The following is a 19,870-nucleotide window of genomic DNA, read 5'->3' on the forward strand; positions in this document are numbered from 1 at the left end:
TTGCAAATGAAACAGCAGGTTACCGCAGTATTCGATATTGGCAAGACCAATAAAAAGTTCTTTCTTTTCGATAGCAAGTTTCGGGAGGTATACCGGGAGTACGCCACCTTTTCGGAAATTAAGGATGAAGACGGTCATCCTACGGAAAATCTGGAAGCGTTGGAAAAATGGGTGAAATCGACCTTTGAAGAAATGCTCGATACCCCGGAATATGAGATCACGTCACTTAACTTTTCGTGTTATGGTGCCAGTTTGGTGCACCTGGACTCGGAGGGCAAGGTACTGACACCCCTGTACAATTATATGAAACCCTTACCCGAGGGAACAAGCAACGACTTCTATCAAAAATACGGTCCCGAAATAGCGATTTCGCGCGTAACGGGAGGTCCCAAACTGGGAATGCTCAATGCGGGCATGCAACTCTATTGGCTCAAAAAAGCGCGACCCGAAATCTTCAAAAAAATCGCTTACAGCCTTCATCTTCCGCAATACCTTAGTTACCTGTTTACAAAAATGCCCATAAGTGAATATACCAGTATCGGATGCCATACCCTGTTATGGGACTACGAAAGAAAAGCATACCATAAGTGGGTACATCAAGAGGGAATAGACCAAAAATTACCGCTGGTAAAAGAATCCGACCAAACCATAACCATGGATTTTAACGGCCAAAAGATAGCGGTGGGGCCGGGCATACACGATAGTTCTGCGGCATTGATCCCATATATCAGAAGCATAAAAAAACCATTTGTTCTCATATCGACGGGTACCTGGAGCATTTCCATTAACCCGTTCAATACCGAAATGCTTGAGGAAGCGGAAATTGAAGCGGAATGTTTGTTCAATATGCGTACGAACGGTGACCCCGTTAAGGTGTCTCGTCTTTTTTTGGGCAATGAGTACAAATTGCAGACAAAAGCGCTGACAAAGCGATACGACGTTTCATTGAACCATCATAAAACGGTAGCGTTTGATAGGGAGTTGTTTTCCAAAATTGAAGCAAACTTTGTACCCCGTTTCAAATGGTTCGGCATCGTTTCCGAACAAATGCCAAAAGAAACCACAGTGGACGACCTGAACTTTGAGCAAGCCTACCACCAATTGCTATGGGAATTGGTGCTGCTTCAAGAAAAAAGTGTACGGTCCGTTATCGGAAATGGATCCATCGATCGTATTTACGTTGATGGGGGGTTCGCAAATAATGAGGTGTACCTGTCCCTACTGGCATACCGCCTGTCCGATAAAAAAATACGCACCACCGATGCCTCACTTGGTTCGGCTTTGGGAGCGGCATTGGTTATTTCCAAAACCGATTTAAAACCAAAATTTCTCAAAAAGAAGTATGCCCTAAAAAAGCATACCTCCTTTTAAATAACACCATTTTAATTTTGAAATAGCACTAATAAATCGTTTCTTTTTCACCTGTTCTTCGTTAAAAAATAGAACCGTAGCTATGGCTATGCTTATATTTTTTGGCCTTGAACAGCTAAAAAATAATTCAATTTCTATACATGCCATTTCAAAGTTAAAATGGTATAAACTAAAAATAGATGGCCGGCGAAATCAATTCAAATTACCCTTCGATAGATGATCTGAGGAACAAGGCAAAACGGCGGGTACCAAAATTTGCTTTTGAATACTTGGATGGGGGATGCAATGAGGATGTGAGCATCTCACGAAATACCCGGGAAATCCGTGAAGTACAATTACAGCCGCGATACCTGCGCAATTATGGAACAAGTTCCAGTAAGACCGAACTCTTTGGCGTCACCTACGATGCCCCCTTTGGCATTGCCCCTGTGGGACTGCAAGGGCTGATGTGGCCCAATTCACCGGCCATTCTTGCGAAATCGGCGGCAAAACATAACATCCCTTTTATTTTGAGCACGGTAACCACCATGGATATCGAGCGGGCCAGCGAGCTTACCGAAGGAAAGGCATGGTTCCAATTGTACAATCCGGTCGAAGATGCGCTACGGGACGATATAATCGATCGGGCTCAGGCGGCGGGCTGCCCGGTACTTGTGCTGCTTTGTGATGTACCCACCTTTGGATACCGCCCCAGGGACATCCGTAACGGCTTGGCCTTGCCTCCAAAAATGTCCGTAGCCAATATTTTACAGATTTTGGGCAAACCGACTTGGGCCCTCAACACCCTTAGATACGGGCAACCGACATTTGAAACCTTAAAACCCTACACGCCCGAAGGATTGAACCTGAAACAATTGGGCCAGTTTATGGACAAAACCTTCTCGGGGCGATTGAACGAGGAAAAGATCAAACCGATACGCGACAAGTGGAAGGGAAAATTGGTGTTAAAGGGAGTGGCCTCCCTTCAAGACACCGAGGATGCCATTCGTTTGGGCTTCGACGGTATCATTGTTTCGAACCACGGCGGCCGACAATTGGACGCCGCTCAAGCTACCATCGGATCCCTTCAGGAAATCAGCAGTACCTACGGAGATCGGATAGAAGTCATGATGGATAGCGGCCTACGCTCCGGCCCCGACATTGCAAGGGCAATGGCCAGTGGAGCAAAATTCACTTTTATGGGAAGATCCTTCATGTACGGATGTGGAGCATTGGGCAACCAAGGGGGAGATCATACCATCGCCATTTTAAAAAGACAGTTTCAACAAGTATTGGATCAATTGTGTTGCGAGCGGGTCGCCGATCTGCCCGACCATTTGATTTCATAGCAATGCTGATCTACCCGAACCAAAATTAATTTTAAGGGCAAAGGGGAAGAGGAGAATCATAGCGCTAAACAAACAACAACATGACAACGGAACAGAACGCACCAAGCACTAGCGGGGAATTCGAAAGGGAACCCATTCCACAAGGGAAATTAAAAAGTTGGAAAAGTTTTTTGGGCATGTATGCCGGTGAACACGCGGCAGGAACCGAATTTATGATCGGCCCGTTGTTCCTGACCGCTGGGGTCAGTGCCTTTGACCTGATCGTAGGGCTGTTATTGGGAAACCTGCTCGCCGTACTGAGCTGGCGCTTCCTGACCGCCGAGATTGCCGTAAAAAATCGGTTGACCCTATACTATCAGCTCGAAAAAATATGTGGAAAGCAATTGGTGACCGGTTATAACTTGGCCAACGGCATCCTTTTTTGTTTTTTGGCAGGCTCCATGATTACCGTTTCGGCAACAGCGGTCGGCATTCCCTTTGATATGGAGATGCCCAAATTGACCGATACTGTTCCCAATGGCGCTACCTGGGTAATTATTGTACTACTGATAGGCGCGGTAATCTCCCTTATCGCATCCAAAGGATACGACACGGTTTCCAAAGCCGCCAATTGGATGTCCCCGATCATCGTTTTGGCCTTTTTGGCCTGTGGGGTGGTTGCCCTAGGGCAACTGGGCGTTAGTTCTTTCTCGGATTTTTGGAACATTTGGGGAGAAGGTAGCGATCCCTTTCCCGGGCAGATCAAATATTCCTTTTGGCATGTTGTCATCTGGTCGTGGTTCGCCAATGCGGCAATGCACATCGGAATGTCGGACCTTAGCGTTTTCCGGTTCGCCAAAAGTCCCACATCCGGATGGACCACTGCAGCGGGCATGTATGTCGGTCATTACATGGCATGGATCGCGGCCGCACTGCTCTATGCGGTATACTTGAAATCGCCGGAAGCCCAGGCATTTTTGGCCAATGGAGAGGCGCCGCCGGTAGCACCGGGACCATTGGCGAACAACGCCATCGGTATTTTTGGGATCATTGCCGTAGTATTGGCCGGTTGGACCACGGCCAACCCTACCATTTATAGGGCAGGTTTGGCATTTCAGGCCATCATTCCAAAAGTATCTACTTTCTGGGTCACCATTATCGCTGGAACGGTAGCTACTATTGCCGGGCTCTTTCCCGCCTTCGCTATGAAACTGTTGGGTTTCGTAGCCTTGTACGGCTTTATTTTGGCTCCTTTTGGCGCCATAATCGTTTTTGAACACTTTTTTTCAAAAAAAGCGGGCATCGTCAAAAACTACGCGGAAGCCGCCAACATCCAATTCAATACGTCGGTGTTTTTGGCATGGGCCATCAGTTTTGGCACCTTTTATTTTATTTCCCTGCAATTTGATGTTTTCCTTTCTTTTGTGACCCTTCCGGCCTGGTTGTTATGCGGGGTTTTATTTTTGATGTTCAGTAAAAAACTTCAAAAACCGTTAGCTTGAATACCCTTGTTCGCATCGTTCCGGAAATCTTTATCTTGCAGGGACTACTAAAAAATTGCAGGTGTGGGTATCGTAAACAAAACAGATAGGGAACTACTTTTTCGCAAAGACCCGATATTCCAAACGATACATGACCAGTACGGACCTCCCCCGGAGATGTATCGGGATCCTGGCTTTACATCGCTCTGTAAGATCATTTTGGAACAACAGGTAAGCCTCGCTTCGGCACGCGCCCATTTTCAACGTTTGCACGACTATGTATCCAAATTTGAACCGACCTATCTTTTAAAACTGAACGATGCCGAAATGCGCGAATGCCAAATCAGCAGACAAAAAACGGTTTACCTAAGGGCGCTCTCGCAAGCCCTTTTAGACGGCTCCCTGGATTTGCAAAAATTGGAAAAGGATACCACGGCAACGGTTCGGGAAAAACTCATTAGGATAAAGGGAATCGGTGTTTGGACCACGGAGGTATACCTGATGTTCTGTTTAGGCCGTAAAGATATTTTTCCCTTGGGCGACATTGCCCTGGTCCGGACAATGCGGGAACTGACGGAAGCCAAGACCAAAGAGACCATGGCGACCTATATTGAACGGTGGCGGCCTTTACGATCTCTGGCAGCTTTTTACCTATGGCATTACTACCTCAAAAAGAGAAATCGCCCTTTTATCCCCTAGGAACCGTATTGCCACAACAGTATGGGAAAACACCTCTTCAGCGCGTTTTATCGGCCTATTAAAATTCTAACTCGGGCATATCATAAAGCGCTATATTTTTCGTTCTACTAGCACCTATCATCAACGTATGTTTGAAAGTAGGGAAGGGATTTTCCGCGCAAACCCAACAGCGCTAAATAAGAAAATCCGGGAATGCTATAATTGTTTCAATAACCACCATGTACAAATCCCCCGTAGACCTATTGGGCATTGACCCTGAAGATATCGCCGCCTTGGATGACAAGGCCATCATCCGTTTGGAAAAAAAACTAAGGGCACAACGGGCACAGGGAACTGCCGAGGGGTATAACCCGCAGCAGAACGAAACGCTTTTGGCCCAACTCCGGGATAAAGAAGCACAAAAAGCACTGTATTTTATAGAAAAACACCCCAATTTAAAGGCGTTTATTTCCACAGGGGAGGATGCTTCGGTAAAAACGTTCAGTATCGACAAAGAACTGCTGGAAGCTACGCCGGGCCTCAACGTATTTTTGGCTCCCTATCTGGAATCTTTTATGATGCAATTGATCAAAAAGGATTTTGCCAAAAAAAAATACGATACCATTATTCGGGCAATGGAGCAAAAGACGCTCTTTACCGATTCGTTTCTAGATACCTATTACCGGTATGTGATGAACCAACTGTCGATAATCATCGAAACCATAAAGGTCACACCTACCGGTAAGTTATGTGAAAAACTCCCCGAGCTTACCTATATCACCTTTGTACAATTGTTGAATACCGTTCCCCTTGGACTGATCCGAAGCGATAAGATCGCCTACATCAATACCATGGTCGATTATTACAACGCGGGCAAAAACAAACACAAAGAATTTCCGAAGGTAAAGCGGATTTTTGGGAATATGCGCCAGCTCTATTTTGATGATTTTGAAATGAAACGTTTCGTTAAAAAATTAGCGGCCCAAATTACCTCCGTAGATACCGTTTATGCAGAAAGTGATAGCGGCTCCGGTTCGTCGTCCAAAAGCATATGGGGCATTATCGTTGCAGTGATTTTGGTTGTCCGTTTCATATCGCTGGCCGCGAGACTCTCGGACGACGATTCGGCCACTTATCAACAAAGCCCGATAGTAGTGGACCAATCGAAATCCATCGTAAACAGCCTAAAAAACAGTATGGACAAGGACGGTAATAAATCAAAGTTTTTTCAGGGGATCTCGGAAATGAGTCAGGACGAGGCATTCCTTCCCATAAGCTTTTTAGGAATGAACGATGGTGCGAATCCGTATCCTATCTATTTCAATGCTTTTGTGGAAGATTCCATACACGATTCCAAAGTCAGTTTCGAAAACAATAGTGATAACGTGGTCATCCTGTTCGCTTTGAACAAAGGAAAAAATCAAAAAAGAGCGGGTTATTATTTGGTCAACTCCAATGCGGAATTAGGCCTTTCCGTAGGGGATTCACTCGTTTTTTACACAGGGGATTATTTTGGGGCCATACCGGACCAACGTGCGGTCATGGAAATGATAAAAAAACGGCCTACCCGTTTTTTCAAATACACGAATGCGGAACAACGGAAGCTCTCTTCCGAGTACTACCTAATCACGGATAGCGATAAGGACGCTAAAATTGAAATGACCGAAAACGGTCCTGTTTTCGATGGTTTAAAACCCGTTCGAATGACGATGGCCCAAGAAGAGGTGGTTCCCGATCTCGACATCTAATAAAATACAGTGGACGCCTATACGAAAGGAATTTGCGCGGTAATCAGTTCAGACCGGTTTTGTCCCTATCGTTAAATAGCGTTTTCTTTTCTTGCTTTTCCGAATCGGGCAATAGCGCGTACAACTGGTACACCACATGTTTCAATACCTCGTATTGTTTGGTTTCCAGGGCCTTCTCCCCTTCATCGATCAACCGTTTTGCGGATTTTTTATCCGTATACAGCCCCATAAGTCCCTTGTAATGTAAAAACGGACCTATAAAGTTGGTACTGTCCTCGGTAAAAATTTGGTTGTCCAAGGCATCGAGTTCTTTAATTTTTGATTTGATCAAATACTTGTTTCCCGAATTCAAAAAGGTTCTTTGGTTTCCGGTTATCGCATCCAGCTTCTTTCTAAAAAAATCGTGTTCCTCCCCTCGGATGCTACTTTGAATCTGCGCTACTTTTAATTGGTAGTCCGCTATACTTTCGTCCAGATCCTTATGCCGGGTAAGCTGGTCAAAACTTTTGATGAGCAACTGTTTTTCATTGTCGATCTTGAATTTGGTATCCGTACTATCGTTCTCATCACAACCGACCAATAAAATTTGTAGTTCTATAAGACCGTCCCTAATTTTTTGAAATTTGGAGAGCAGCTCATAATTCTCATGCGATCTTTTAAGCTCGTGCTCTACCTGCCGAAGCGCTTTATTGATTTCCTGGTCTATTTTGGACATACTGATGGCGCGTTCGGTAGATTGAAACGAATTTTGAAACTCTTGATCACAGGAATTTAAAAACACCGTAATATCCAGATCCCTGGATTCGGATACGGAAAGTTCGATTTCGATGTCGGTGCCCTTGATCAGGTCTTTCTCCAAAGCATTTCCCGCAATTTCGATATAGCCTATGGACAAACCAGAACTTGGAAGTCCGCCATCGTCACCTTCCACAATATTGATCTGCAATTTTTCATCGCTTCCCACTAAAATATTCTTACTCGCGGTTTTGTAGATCGTACGTTTTAGCGGCAATACCGAATTTTTATTAAAAATGGCTTCTAAGCGGGTGATACCGTGTTCTACATCATCGATTTCCAAACAAACATCATTGGGCAACAACTGCCCGCTGACGTTGTATTTCCCCTGAACGATTACAATATCACCCTGTTTATACAATAGCTGCTGTTGGGCATCATATACCGTTAGCTGAAAGGTGTTCTTTTCACCGGAAATCAGGTCTACAAAACAACTGATATCTCCGGATACGGTTACAAGGCCGGTATCAAAACCGCCATCGGAACGCCTAATCCGGTAAAGGCTTATTTTTGGATCTTTCGGAAGCGTAACCGAAATCAATTCTTCCTCATCCTTTGAATTGCGCTGATAGAACAACTCGTACGAAAAAGATTCTCCATCGGTCGGCACCTGAACTTCCTTGGCTTTTGTAGTGTTTTGCGCTAGCTTTCCCCCCGCATAGTGGGCCGCTCCAAGGCCGACGGCAATGGTAGGCTCCACGGAGGTGTCAATGGAAATGGACAGGGCCGCTCCCACATGCTCGCGTACGTAAGGTATGAGGGTACTACCACCCACCATAACCATTTTTTCAATATCGGAGGCCGCACAATTGTTGCGCTCCAACATGGTTCGGGCCAATGCTATGGTACGGGCCACAGCCGGCGCGATCAGGTCGTTAAAATCGGCACGGCTTATGGTTACCGTGGTATAGCGATCTTTTTCGGGAATATCGATTTCAATTTCCGTAGTTTCAAAACGGGAAAGTTCTTTTTTGGCCTCCTCTGCACGATACAACAATTCGTAATATGTTTTTTGATAGGGATTCCCTTTCTGTTTGAATTGTTCCCATAAGCGTTCTTCGTTCAATTCCTGCTCTAGCTGGGGTACCACCAATTTTTCTACGATCAACTGGTCAAAATCCATTCCACCCAAAAAGTTATCGCCCTCGTTGTCCAGTACGTTCATTTCGCGCGCGTTGACCTCCAAAAGGGCCACATCAAAAGTACCACCACCAAAATCATAAACGAGCCACTTTTTGGAACTGGTCACCTGAATGTTGTTTTTGTTCGCAAAGGCCAAACTTGCGGCAATAGGTTCCTGCAGCAAAAAAACCTTTTCAAAACCGGCCTCCAATCCGGCCGACTTCGTGGCATTGGATTGAATGGTATCGAAAGAGGAAGGAATGGTTATTACCACCTCGGGAACTTCCTCTCCGGTATGGACAAAATTTTTCAACTCCCGTAATACATAGGCCGATAACGCAATAGGGGTAATGGATTCCTGTCGGCTTTCGATAAAAAAGGAGTCCGTCGTTCCCATTCTGCGCTTAAAACAGGTAAACACGTTCAAGGGATCTTTCTCGAGCAAATTTCGGGCCTTGTCCCCTACCAATACCCGTTCGCCCCGAAAGGCAACGGCCGAAGATAAGGTTTGTTTTTGTCCTATGGGATTCTTAAATATTTCAACCGCCCCATCCGTATATTTGGCAATGGCACTGTTGGTAGTTCCAAGGTCGATTCCGAAGTTGATTGTTTTCATTTAAATGCGATTATAGATCAATGGCCGCTTGTTAGGATACCCCTACCAGTACAACACCTTTTTGAACGAGCAACATACTATCATGCTCCTTCTTAAAAATGATGGGTTTTAATACCTTGGTTATTTTTAGGTTTCCGTTCAATTCCCCCATAATGGTAGCATCGATGTCCGTTCGTTGTTCGGAGAACTTTTCCCCCAAAGGGTCTTTAACGACATATCCCTCCCGCTCGAACTCATGGTACAGACGGCGCAGATTACGATCGAACAGCCCCGCTTTCTGGGCGGCCGCTTTTTGTTCGATCTCAAAAACTTGATTGATGACTTCTTTCATAGTTGTGGGAAAACAGCTTGTATGTAATCGATAACGCAAATAAGCTCAAATACGTATGTGGTTTCACCTCCAAAATCGTATAATATTGGTATCGCACCGGTTCCCCATTCCGATACCAAATGCATATGCCGCCATGGTCAGTACGCGCCGTTCCAATACGGTTGACAGCATTGTTGCCGAAAACGTAGTTGCTTTCGATAAAACAAAATTTGGAAAAAGCTTCAAAACCAATGTGCTAGGGAAGATGCCCTTATTATTTATGGGCTACATGTTTTAACCTTTGGAAAAAGAGAGTATATTTGCCCACCTAAAAATAATTCCGCGCACGTGGCGGAATTGGTAGACGCGCTAGCTTGAGGGGCTAGTGGCCATTAGGCCGTGGAAGTTCGAGTCTTCTCGTGCGCACTTTGAAAAAATCGTCCAAACGGGCGATTTTTTTTGTTTAACATTCTACCCATCCGCTTTTTTTAAACATTGTTTGCTTTTTTCTCAACAAAAAGGCTATTCCACTGTCATTTTGGGGCTTACATCTGGTAATTCAACTAAAATTTTAAAAAAATTAACGTTCCATACCTTAAACTACCTATACTTTATTGTAAATTTGTTCAACAAATTGCCGAAAAAGATGAACAACGTTAAAAAATTCTTTAGCATAAGGGATTTAGAAAATCTATCAGGTATAAAGGCGCATACCATTAGAATTTGGGAAAAGCGCTATAGTCTGTTGTCTCCGGAACGTACGGAAACCAACATACGGACCTATAGTTTGGCAAGTCTGCAAAAATTGTTGAACGTAACGATGCTCTACAACAACGGGTATAAAATTTCAAAGATTGCGAAGATTCCGGAACGGAACATTCCGTTGATGGTAAAAGAAATTGTTGCTAAAAATAGCGTTAAGAACCACGCCATCAATGCCTTTAAACTGGCCATGATCAATTTTGACCAGACCCTCTTTATCAATACCTATAACGGGCTTTTGGCGGAACGGTCCTTTCGTGAAATTTTTAGCGAAGTATTTATTCCCCTGTTGAATGAATTGGGATTGTTATGGCAAACGGATACGATCAGTCCGGCCCATGAGCATTTTGTAACGGGGCTGATTAAGCAAAAAATCCAGACCAATACCGAAAAACTCCAGCATTTGGAACCGACCAAGTCGGATAAGGTGTTCGTGTTGTTTTTACCCGAGAACGAAATACACGAAATCGGACTGTTGTACCTGAACTACGAAATTGTCCTAAGAGGATATAAATCCATTTATTTGGGACAGACCATTCCTTTGGAAAACCTAAAGGACGTTATGAAGTATTACGACAACCTTTATTTCCTTTCGTATTTCACTGTAGTGCCGACCAAAGATAAGATTAATGCCTACATGGCCGATTTTGACCAGATTGTAAAAGAAAACAATACGACATCAAAACTTTGGGTATTGGGTAGACAAAATCAATATTTGGACCGTAACATTTTACCGGAATGTGTAAAAACATTTACTTCAATTGAACAAGTTATAGAGCAACTATAAACCCAAATCGCTACCAAAAACAATGTCAAAAAAAATCGCCATCATAGGTTCAGGATTTTCTTCGCTTTCCGCTTCATGCTATTTGGCAAAAGCCGGTTACGAGGTAACCATTTTTGAAAAAAATGCTACCCTTGGAGGTCGGTGCAGGCAATTTGTAAAAGAAGGGTTTACCTTCGATATTGGCCCAAGCTGGTATTGGATGCCCGATATTTTTGACAAGTTTTTTAATGATTTTGGAAAAAAAAGAAGTGATTATTATGCGCTGGACAAACTGAGCCCGGCCTACAAAATTTTTTTCGCGGACGATGTGATCACCATTGGCGATTGCATGGACAAAATATGTGAAGAGTTCGAACGCATCGAAGTCGGGAGCGCCCAACACCTTCGAAAATTTATCGGCCAGGCACAGGAGAATTATGATATTGCCATCAATAAGGTGGTGTTACGCCCCGGAATATCCCCTTTTGAATTGGTCACCCCGGAAACGGTTACCCGAGTGGATCAGTTTTTTAAAACGATAAGCGGACAGGTACGGAAGAAGTTTAAAAATCCTAAACTGGTTTCCACTCTTGAATTTCCGGTATTGTTTTTAGGGGCCAAACCGAGCAATACCCCATCCTTTTATAGTTTTATGAACTATGCGGATTTCGGATTGGGTACCTGGCATCCTAAAGGGGGCATGTATGAAATCATAAAGGCCATGCAATCCTTGGCCGAAGAGCTAGGTGTAACCATCAAGACCGAGACCCCGGTATCCAAAATAAACGTAGAGAGCGGTACGGTAAAGGGTATTGTTGCCAACGGTGAGACCACAGTGGCCGACTACGTGCTGAGCGGTGCCGATTACCATCACTCCGAAACCTTGCTGGACCAACAGTACAGACAGTACACGGAAGCCTATTGGGATGCAAAAACCTTCGCCCCTTCTTCTCTATTGTTTTACGTAGGTTTTGATCGAAAATTGGAACAGATCGAACATCACAACCTGTTTTTCGATACGAATTTTGAACAACATGCCGAGGAAATATATGATGACCCCAAATGGCCCACAGATCCATTGTTCTACGTCAATTTCCCATCCGTAACCGATGCTTCCATGGCGCCGGACGGCTGCGAGACTGGTTTTTTCTTGGTGCCCATCGCTCCGGACCTCGAAGATACCCCGGAATTACGGAACCAATATTTTGATATCATCATTGAAAGATTTGAACAACGAACCGGCCAAAAGGTAAGAAATAACGTTATCTTTAAAGAGTCCTTTTGCGTTAACGATTTCGTTGAGGAATATAATTCTTACAAGGGAAATGCCTATGGAATGGCCAATACCTTGATGCAAACGGCATTCTTAAGACCAAAACTAAAAAGTAAAAAAGTACGGAACCTATTTTTTACCGGGCAACTTACGGTGCCGGGTCCCGGGGTGCCTCCCTCGTTGATTTCAGGTAAACTCGTTTCCGAATTGATCGCAACTAATCCTTGACCCATGAAAACTATCTTTGACAACGTTTCCTACCAGTGCAGCAAAGTCGTTACAGAGTCTTACAGTACTTCTTTTGCCCTTGCGACAAAAATGTTAGGCCCCTCGATCCGGAGTGATATCTATAATATTTACGGATTTGTGCGTTTTGCCGACGAAATAGTGGATACGTTCCACGATTACGATAAGGAAATATTGTTCGAACGCTTTGAACAGGCTTTGGAAGATGCGCTTACCGATCGCATCAGTATGAACCCCATTTTGAATTCTTTTCAGCATACCTTCCATGCCTATGATATTCCAAGGCATTTGGTGGATTCCTTTATGAAGAGTATGAAAATGGACCTGCACAAATCGGTATACCGTACCGATGCAGAATACAAGGAATACATTTATGGTTCTGCAGACGTGGTCGGGCTCATGTGCCTAAAAGTGTTCGTTAAAGGTAACGACGAACGTTACGAAACGTTGAAAACGTCCGCAATGTCGTTAGGTTCGGCCTTTCAAAAGGTAAACTTTCTACGTGACCTAAAAGCGGATTTCGAAGGCTTGAACCGCACTTACTTTCCTAACACCAACCTGATGGAGCTCGATGAAGCTTCCAAAAGAGAGATCGTAAACGAAATAAGGGAAGATTTTGCAAAGGGTTATGAAGGAATAGAACAGTTGCCCGCCGAAGCAAAGTTCGGGGTATACACCGCCTATAAATATTACAGTAAGCTTCTTCAAAAATTACAGAATACCCCGCCCCTAGAAATAAAAAATGCTAGGATACGGGTACCGAATTACCAAAAATTCGGACTTTTGGCAACATCATATGTAAATTATAAACTGAATTTGGTTTAAATGCAGATTGCGATTTGGATTTTTGTATTTCTATGTGTTTTTGCGTTAATGGAGTTCATGGCCTGGTTTACCCATAAGTATATCATGCACGGATTTCTATGGAGCTTGCACAAAGACCACCACCACAAGGATCATAACTCCTGGTTCGAACGAAACGATGTTTTTTTCATCTTTTATGCCGTTGTAAGCATGTCGTTCATTATGTTGGGATCCAACACCGATTTCTGGATCGGCTGGCCCATTGGTTTCGGAATTATGGCATACGGGGCAGCCTACTTTATCGTTCACGATATTTTTATTCACCAACGGTTTAAAATGTTTCGGAAGGCCGAACATTGGTACGCCAAGGGGGTACGGCGTGCACACAAGATCCACCACAAACATTTGGGCAAGGAAGAGGGCGAGTGTTTTGGAATGCTCTTTGTCCCTTTCAAATATTTTAAGAAGTAACAATGCCCAAGGCACTGGTTATCGGCGCTGGTATCGGAGGCATCGCCACGGCATTACGGTTGCGACATCAAGGCTATGCGGTAACGGTCGTAGAGGCGAACGCCTACGCAGGTGGAAAACTACACGCCATGACGCTGGGCGGATACCGCTTCGATCTCGGGCCTTCCCTATTCACCATGCCACAGTATGTTACCGAACTTTTTTCACTGTTCGGAAAAGACCCGGAACCTTTTTTTGAGTATCATAAAAAAGAAATCGTTTGCAATTATTTTTGGGAAGATGGTACGCGATTTTCGGCTAGCGCGAATAAAACGGCGTTTATCGAACAGGCTTCCAAAACTTTTGAAGAGCCAGCGGGTCGTTTGAAAAAATACCTTGTCAACAATCAAAAAAAATACGAGCTGACCGCAGGGCTCTTTTTAGAAAAATCACTGCACAAAACGAAGACCTATCTTTCCACGGATACCATTAAGGCCATACTTCAGATCGGCCGCTTGCACATAGGCCGTTCCCTGAACGAGACCAACCAGGCGTATTTTAAAAACCCAAGACTGATACAGCTCTTTAACCGGTATGCCACCTATAATGGGTCGTCCCCGTACCAAACGCCGGGAATCATGTCGATGATACCGCATTTGGAAATGCATTTTGGCACATATTACCCTAAAGGTGGGATGCACCGCATCACCCAATCGTTATACGAATTGGCGGTTCGGCAAGGGGTATCGTTCCGCTTCGATGAGAAGGTGACACGTATCGCGGTAGAAGACGGAAAAGCCGTTGGAGCGGTTACTGAGAAAGCAAGGCATGCCGCGGATATTGTCGTATCGAATATGGATGTCTTCCCCACCTATAAAAAATTGCTTTCCGACCAGCAACAACCAAAAAAGGTGCTGGAACAAGAACGTTCCAGTTCGGCTCTCATTTTCTATTGGGGAATTTCCAGGGAATTTCCCGAATTGGACCTGCACAATATTCTGTTCAGTGAAAACTACCCAGAGGAATTTGAGGCGATATTCAATCAAAAATACTTGCATGACGACCCTACGGTATACCTCAACATCACCTCAAAAGAAGGGGGCACCGACGCGCCGAAAGGCCATGAAAATTGGTTCGTGATGATCAATGCCCCCGGAAACTATGACCAAGATTGGAACGTTTTAAGAAAAAAAGCACGGCAGTGGATCATCGAAAAAATAAACCGATGCTTGGGAACGAATATCGAGGACTACATTACGGAAGAACATATTTTGGATCCCAAAGGTATCGAAGCGAGCACCAGTTCATACCGGGGAGCGCTTTACGGTGCGGCGAGTAACGACAAGTTCGCCGCTTTTTTAAGACATCCCAATTTTAGCAGGAAAATCGACAACCTCTATTTCTGCGGTGGTTCGGTACACCCGGGCGGCGGCATACCACTTTGTCTGCTATCGGCTAAAATAGTGGCCGACCTGGTACCCAAAGCGAACCCAGTATGATGGATACCCTGAAACGGCACAAAAACAAGTTCTCCATATTTTTGGTATGGTTGTTCCATGTGTCCGCCTTAGTGGGAATTACCTTGGGACAACAAGAGTGGTTCGTTACCAAAACACCCTTGAACCTAACGGTAATGTTGCTGCTATTTCTATGGGTCTACCCCATGGACACCAAAAAAAAGTACGGTACCTTTCTATTGTTTATGATGCTGGGGATGTTCGCCGAGTGGATAGGTGTGCATTATGGGGTGTTGTTCGGTTCCTATGCATATGGCGCTAATTTTGGCCCGAAATTGGATGGCATTCCTTATCTGATCGGTGTCAACTGGGCCTTACTTACCTTCGCTACCGCCGCAATCACAAAAAAAATAGTGGCCACCCCTATTGCCAAGGTCATCTTGGCCAGTTTGCTCATGTTGGTCTTGGATTTTTTAATGGAACATACCGCACCGTTATTCGACTTTTGGACTTTCGAGGGCGGTTTGGCAGGTTGGTGGAACTACATCTGTTGGTTCCTGCTGGCAGCGATATTGCAGTTGATGTTGCATCTTTTTAAAATTACGGGAAACTTCCGCTTTAGCTTGCACCTCTACTTGGCGCAGTGTGTATTTTTTGGATACCTATATTGGTATCTATAACCACTCTTCCAGCGGAGCCGTTCCTTCCCAAGTGCCTTCCGAGCGATAGGGTTGAAACCGCGAGAACAGTTCTTCGCGGTACCAATCGAGTTCACGTGTTTTTTTGATGGCCTCTTGATGGCCCTTACTACCGTAGGCGAAATCCATAAGCGCTTTTTTATTGGCCCATACGCTGAAGGTGGCCATTTGCATAAACGGGGCCTCGCCAATGCCCTTGGTAAAGAGCAGTCCTTTGTTCCCTTGTAGCGGTCGTTGCGATGCGGGTACGTGTTTCCAAAAACGCAGCAGTAACTTGGGTTTGATCGTAGCCCTGGTAATGACGGCGATCAGCGGATTTTCTTTCTGTAGTTCCCCAGACGGAACAAAAGGGTTACCGCCGTTCCATTCCCCTTTGGCCTGTATGTTTTTCATGTAGACCGTCCAGTGTTCGGCACTATTTTTTTCGTAGCGCCGCATGAGTTTGGAAGCGCTGAAAAAGTTGGTGGCGCTTTCCTCCGAATCCCATAGCTGTAATAATCCGTACACCGACCAGTCCGGAAAGGGATTAAATTCTGCCTTACCGCTTCCCATAAGTTTGTACAACTGTAATCCTTTGGTGCGGGACAAAGGGGCATGTGCGAACTGCATCATCCAAAACGCCCATAATTTCGATTTGAAAGATGGGTACTTAAAGAAAGTTAAGGTCGTCACTTGCGCCATTATCTTGATTTTGTTTTGCGATTACCATGGTCCGTCACCAAAACAACATCGATGCTTCATACGAAAACCGCGATAGGGACATTCTTAAAAAACGGAATTGCGTTGTTGAGTAGCGTAATCGAGATGGCCTTTTCAACACTAGTGCATGCCGCTGTCAAAAACCAAATCCATACTACTTTGCCAGCAGCCCATCCAACAGGTCCCTGACCTTGGTATTGTCCCAATCCGCAATATCATCGGCGCGCACCACAATATGTCCCTCCTTATCTATGATGTAGGACGATGGCACCGGTTCCGTGGCGACGGGGGCGGCATCCCCAATAATCAAATAGGTGACGGGAAAAGTAAACTTCTTTTCGGCCATAAACGCCTCTACCGGAGGGCGCTCTTCATTGGTAATCAAATAAAAATCTACCTGGTCGCCATAGTCGTCGTACAGGGTCTGTATCTCTTCCAGCTCCGCCGCACATGGAAGGCGCCATGAAGCCCAAAAATTGATAAAAACGACCTTTCCCTTCGAGCGTTCAAAACTAAAAAAATCCCAATTGGCGTCCTTTAACCTCCAGTCGTAATTGGGGATCTTTTTCTGGTCCGCAGACGCTTCGATATCCGGACGAAACGAAAAAAGGGAGTTCAGCCATACCTTACTATGGTACCCAAGAGGCGTCAAAAAAAGGGCCAAAACGATTCCAATGACCAACAGGGTAAGTATAGTGCTCTTTTTCATGTGATGTATTAACTAAAAACTCCTATGGCAACATAGGAGTTTTTACAACAGCGTTATCCCTTATCGTTATGCGGCATTTTCCCTTTTGATAACATTAAGGGCGGAACCTTCCCTAAACCAACCGATCTGGGCCTCGTTATAGGTATGGTTCGCTATAATGGTATCCTTACTGCCATCGGCATGCACCACTTCTAACGTTAAAGGGGTATCGGGCGCAAAGTCCGCGATATCCGTTAAATTAAAGGTATCGTCCTCTTGAATCAAGTCGTAGTCCGCCTCGTTCGCAAAGGTAAGACCGAGCATCCCCTGTTTTTTCAAATTCGTTTCATGTATTCTGGCAAAAGACTTTACCAACACTACTGCCACTCCCAAATGACGGGGCTGCATGGCAGCATGTTCCCTAGAGGAACCTTCTCCGTAATTATGGTCACCGATCACAACGGATTTGATGCCGGCCGCCTTATAGGCCCTTTGGGTATCAGGTACACCACCGTATTCCCCGGTGAGCTGATTTTTAACGAAATTCGTCTTTTTGTTGAAGGCGTTTACCGCTCCAATCAAAGTGTTGTTGGCAATATTGTCCAAATGTCCACGGAACCGCAACCATGGCCCGGCCATGGAAATATGATCGGTCGTACATTTACCAAAGGCCTTAATCAACAATTTCATTCCCTGTAATTGGTCGTTGGCCATTGGCACGAAAGGTTCTAACAACTGTAGGCGTTCCGAATCATCGGCTACTTTTACCTGTACTCCGGAACCATCTTCGTCCGGGGCCAAAAAGCCGGCGTCTTCCACTTCAAAACCTTTTGGCGGCAACTCCCACCCGGTAGGCTCTTCAAATTTTACTTCCTGCCCGTTATCATTGATCAGGGTATCGGTTATCGGGTTAAAATCCAATCGACCTGAAAATGCTATCGCCGCGGTGAGTTCCGGTGATGCTACGAAAGCATGGGTATTCGGATTCCCATCGGCACGTTTGGCAAAGTTTCTATTAAAGGAATGTACGATACTATTTTTAGGTGCGTTCTTGGGATCGTTATACCGTGCCCATTGGCCAATACAAGGTCCGCAGGCATTGGTGAAAATTTTGGCGCCCAATTTTTCGAAAGTATCCAAAATACCGTCACGCTCGGCGGTAAAGCGAACCTGTTCGGAACCAGGATTGATTCCCAGCTCGGCCTTCATCTTCAACCCTTTTTCCAACGCTTGTTCCGCTATGGAAGCGGCCCGGCTCAAATCCTCGTAGGAGGAATTGGTACAGGAACCGATAAGGCTCCATTCTACCTGCAAGGGCCAATCATTGGTGTTAGCCTTTTCCGTCATGGCATCTCCTACACTAGTGGAGAGGTCCGGCGTAAAAGGGCCGTTCAACAAAGGGCCTAATTTGGAAAGGTCGATATCGATGACCTGATCAAAATAGGCTTCAGGATTTTCATATACTTCGGTATCGGCGGTCAAATGTTCCCGCACCGCATTGGCGGCATCGGCTACATCAGAACGGTCCGTCGCCCTCAAATAACGCTCCATGGCGTCATCATACCCAAAGGTAGACGTTGTGGCACCAATCTCTGCGCCCATGTTACATATGGTTCCCTTACCTGTACAGGAAAGCGACAGGGCACCAGGCCCAAAATATTCTACAATGGCACCGGTTCCGCCTTTGACGGTAAGGATTTCCGCTACCTTTAATATAACATCCTTAGGAGCGGTCCACCCGGAAATTTCACCGGTCAATCGCACTCCGATAAGTTTGGGAAATTTCAGTTCCCAGGCCATTCCGGCCATCACATCCACAGCATCGGCACCTCCGACACCGATCGCCACCATTCCCAAACCTCCGGCATTTACCGTATGGGAATCGGTTCCGATCATCATCCCTCCTGGAAAGGCATAGTTCTCCAATACGACTTGATGTATGATTCCCGCTCCGGGTTTCCAAAACCCGATACCGTATTTATTGGATACAGACTCTAAAAAGTCAAAAACCTCGGCACTGGTGGCATTGGCCATCTTCAAATCGGTGGCCGCACCGTTCTTGGCCTGTATCAAGTGATCACAATGTACCGTTGTGGGTACCGCCACTTTTGGCTTTCCCGCTTGCATAAACTGTAACAGGGCCATCTGGGCGGTCGCATCCTGACATGCGATACGGTCGGGAGCAAAATCGACATAGTCCTTGCCCCGTTCGAAAGCCTTATTAGGGCTCCCGTCCCATAAGTGGGAATATAAAATCTTTTCGGACAGGGTCAGCGGCCGGCCAACAATACTTCTTGCCTTGTCAACGCTTTCCGCCATTTTGGAGTATACTCCTTTGATCATATCGATATCAAATGCCATTCTTGAAGTGGTTTATAAGTTATGCAATTTTACAAAGTTAAGAAATTCTTTACCCCATTTGAAATTTTTTGAACAGGATACCGAAGTTAAGGACCATAGCTTCCGACGATGTGGAAGGACCTTCCTATTATCCCTAAAACAAAATACTCCTAACACCCTACCCTTCTGATGCCCGTAAAAACCTATTTTCCATGAACGGTAAAAATTATCGATTAACACAATTAAGGTAAAAATGAAC

The 19,870-nt window shown here is 45.1% G+C and carries 16 protein-coding genes and 1 tRNA gene; 12 read left to right on the forward strand and 5 right to left on the reverse strand.

Translation table 11 applies throughout. The features are described from left to right. The first annotated feature begins 6 nt into the window (after positions 1–6). The 5 genes from ACRD7P_RS02020 (at position 7) to ACRD7P_RS02040 (ending at position 6,585) form a co-directional block, all read left to right on the forward strand. The gene (locus ACRD7P_RS02020; RefSeq protein ID WP_430905808.1) at positions 7–1,371 is read left to right on the forward strand and encodes an FGGY-family carbohydrate kinase; all 1,365 of its coding nucleotides are present in this window, start codon (positions 7–9) and stop codon (positions 1,369–1,371) included. 179 nt (positions 1,372–1,550) lie between these two features. Continuing rightward, the gene (locus ACRD7P_RS02025; protein ID WP_430905809.1) at positions 1,551–2,699 is read left to right on the forward strand and encodes an alpha-hydroxy acid oxidase; all 1,149 of its coding nucleotides are present in this window, start codon (positions 1,551–1,553) and stop codon (positions 2,697–2,699) included. Positions 2,700–2,779: 80 nt separating this feature from the next. Continuing rightward, positions 2,780–4,180: a purine-cytosine permease family protein gene (locus tag ACRD7P_RS02030; protein WP_430905810.1), complete on the forward strand. Its 1,401-nt coding sequence runs from the start codon at positions 2,780–2,782 to the stop codon at positions 4,178–4,180. 63 nt (positions 4,181–4,243) lie between these two features. Continuing rightward, positions 4,244–4,858 carry a DNA-3-methyladenine glycosylase family protein gene (locus ACRD7P_RS02035; RefSeq protein WP_430905811.1) on the forward strand — a complete coding sequence of 205 codons (615 nt, stop codon included), beginning with the start codon at positions 4,244–4,246 and terminating at the stop codon, positions 4,856–4,858. 218 nt (positions 4,859–5,076) lie between these two features. Beyond that, on the forward strand, positions 5,077–6,585 hold the full coding sequence (locus tag ACRD7P_RS02040; protein ID WP_430905812.1) for a hypothetical protein: 1,509 nt from the start codon (positions 5,077–5,079) through the stop codon (positions 6,583–6,585). A gap of 43 nt (positions 6,586–6,628) precedes the next feature. On the opposite strand, the gene ACRD7P_RS02045 is transcribed toward ACRD7P_RS02040, so the two are convergent. Together ACRD7P_RS02045 and ACRD7P_RS02050 are read right to left on the reverse strand one after the other, a co-directional pair. After that, positions 6,629–9,118, reverse strand: coding sequence for an Hsp70 family protein (locus tag ACRD7P_RS02045; protein WP_430905813.1), 2,490 nt, complete (start codon positions 9,116–9,118; stop codon positions 6,629–6,631). Between the two features lie 31 nt (positions 9,119–9,149). Next, positions 9,150–9,449, reverse strand: coding sequence for a hypothetical protein (locus ACRD7P_RS02050; RefSeq protein WP_430905814.1), 300 nt, complete (start codon positions 9,447–9,449; stop codon positions 9,150–9,152). A 321-nt stretch (positions 9,450–9,770) separates the two neighbouring features. Here ACRD7P_RS02050 and ACRD7P_RS02055 point away from each other — a divergent pair. From ACRD7P_RS02055 to ACRD7P_RS02085, 7 genes are all read left to right on the forward strand, one after another. Continuing rightward, positions 9,771–9,854, forward strand: a tRNA-Leu gene (locus ACRD7P_RS02055). A 220-nt stretch (positions 9,855–10,074) separates the two neighbouring features. Continuing rightward, the gene (locus ACRD7P_RS02060; RefSeq protein ID WP_430905815.1) at positions 10,075–10,977 is read left to right on the forward strand and encodes a MerR family transcriptional regulator; all 903 of its coding nucleotides are present in this window, start codon (positions 10,075–10,077) and stop codon (positions 10,975–10,977) included. A 22-nt stretch (positions 10,978–10,999) separates the two neighbouring features. Further along, positions 11,000–12,457, forward strand: a complete 1,458-nt coding sequence (locus ACRD7P_RS02065; protein ID WP_430905816.1) for a phytoene desaturase family protein — start codon at positions 11,000–11,002, stop codon at positions 12,455–12,457. A 3-nt stretch (positions 12,458–12,460) separates the two neighbouring features. Next, a complete protein-coding gene (locus ACRD7P_RS02070) occupies positions 12,461–13,300 on the forward strand; it encodes a phytoene/squalene synthase family protein (protein WP_430905817.1) in 840 nt (279 codons plus the stop codon). Then, a complete protein-coding gene (locus ACRD7P_RS02075) occupies positions 13,301–13,750 on the forward strand; it encodes a beta-carotene hydroxylase (RefSeq protein ID WP_430905818.1) in 450 nt (149 codons plus the stop codon). It abuts the gene before it with no gap. Between the two features lie 2 nt (positions 13,751–13,752). After that, the gene (crtD, locus tag ACRD7P_RS02080; protein WP_430905819.1) at positions 13,753–15,228 is read left to right on the forward strand and encodes a 1-hydroxycarotenoid 3,4-desaturase CrtD; all 1,476 of its coding nucleotides are present in this window, start codon (positions 13,753–13,755) and stop codon (positions 15,226–15,228) included. After that, positions 15,225–15,866 carry a carotenoid biosynthesis protein gene (locus ACRD7P_RS02085; protein WP_430905820.1) on the forward strand — a complete coding sequence of 214 codons (642 nt, stop codon included), beginning with the start codon at positions 15,225–15,227 and terminating at the stop codon, positions 15,864–15,866. Before crtD ends, ACRD7P_RS02085 begins: the two co-directional genes overlap by 4 nt. On the opposite strand, the gene ACRD7P_RS02090 is transcribed toward ACRD7P_RS02085, so the two are convergent. The 3 genes from ACRD7P_RS02090 to ACRD7P_RS02100 form a co-directional block, all read right to left on the reverse strand. Further along, the gene (locus ACRD7P_RS02090; RefSeq protein WP_430905821.1) at positions 15,861–16,565 is read right to left on the reverse strand and encodes a DUF3291 domain-containing protein; all 705 of its coding nucleotides are present in this window, start codon (positions 16,563–16,565) and stop codon (positions 15,861–15,863) included. The genes ACRD7P_RS02085 and ACRD7P_RS02090 overlap by 6 nt on opposite strands. 172 nt (positions 16,566–16,737) lie before the next feature. Then, on the reverse strand, positions 16,738–17,292 hold the full coding sequence (locus ACRD7P_RS02095) for a TlpA family protein disulfide reductase (protein ID WP_430905822.1): 555 nt from the start codon (positions 17,290–17,292) through the stop codon (positions 16,738–16,740). A gap of 66 nt (positions 17,293–17,358) precedes the next feature. After that, positions 17,359–19,632, reverse strand: a complete 2,274-nt coding sequence (locus tag ACRD7P_RS02100) for an aconitate hydratase (protein WP_430905823.1) — start codon at positions 19,630–19,632, stop codon at positions 17,359–17,361. Positions 19,633–19,870 lie beyond the last annotated feature (238 nt).

The organism is Maribacter sp. 2-571 (assembly GCF_050589625.1).
Taxonomy (GTDB): Bacteria; Bacteroidota; Bacteroidia; order Flavobacteriales; family Flavobacteriaceae; genus Pelagihabitans.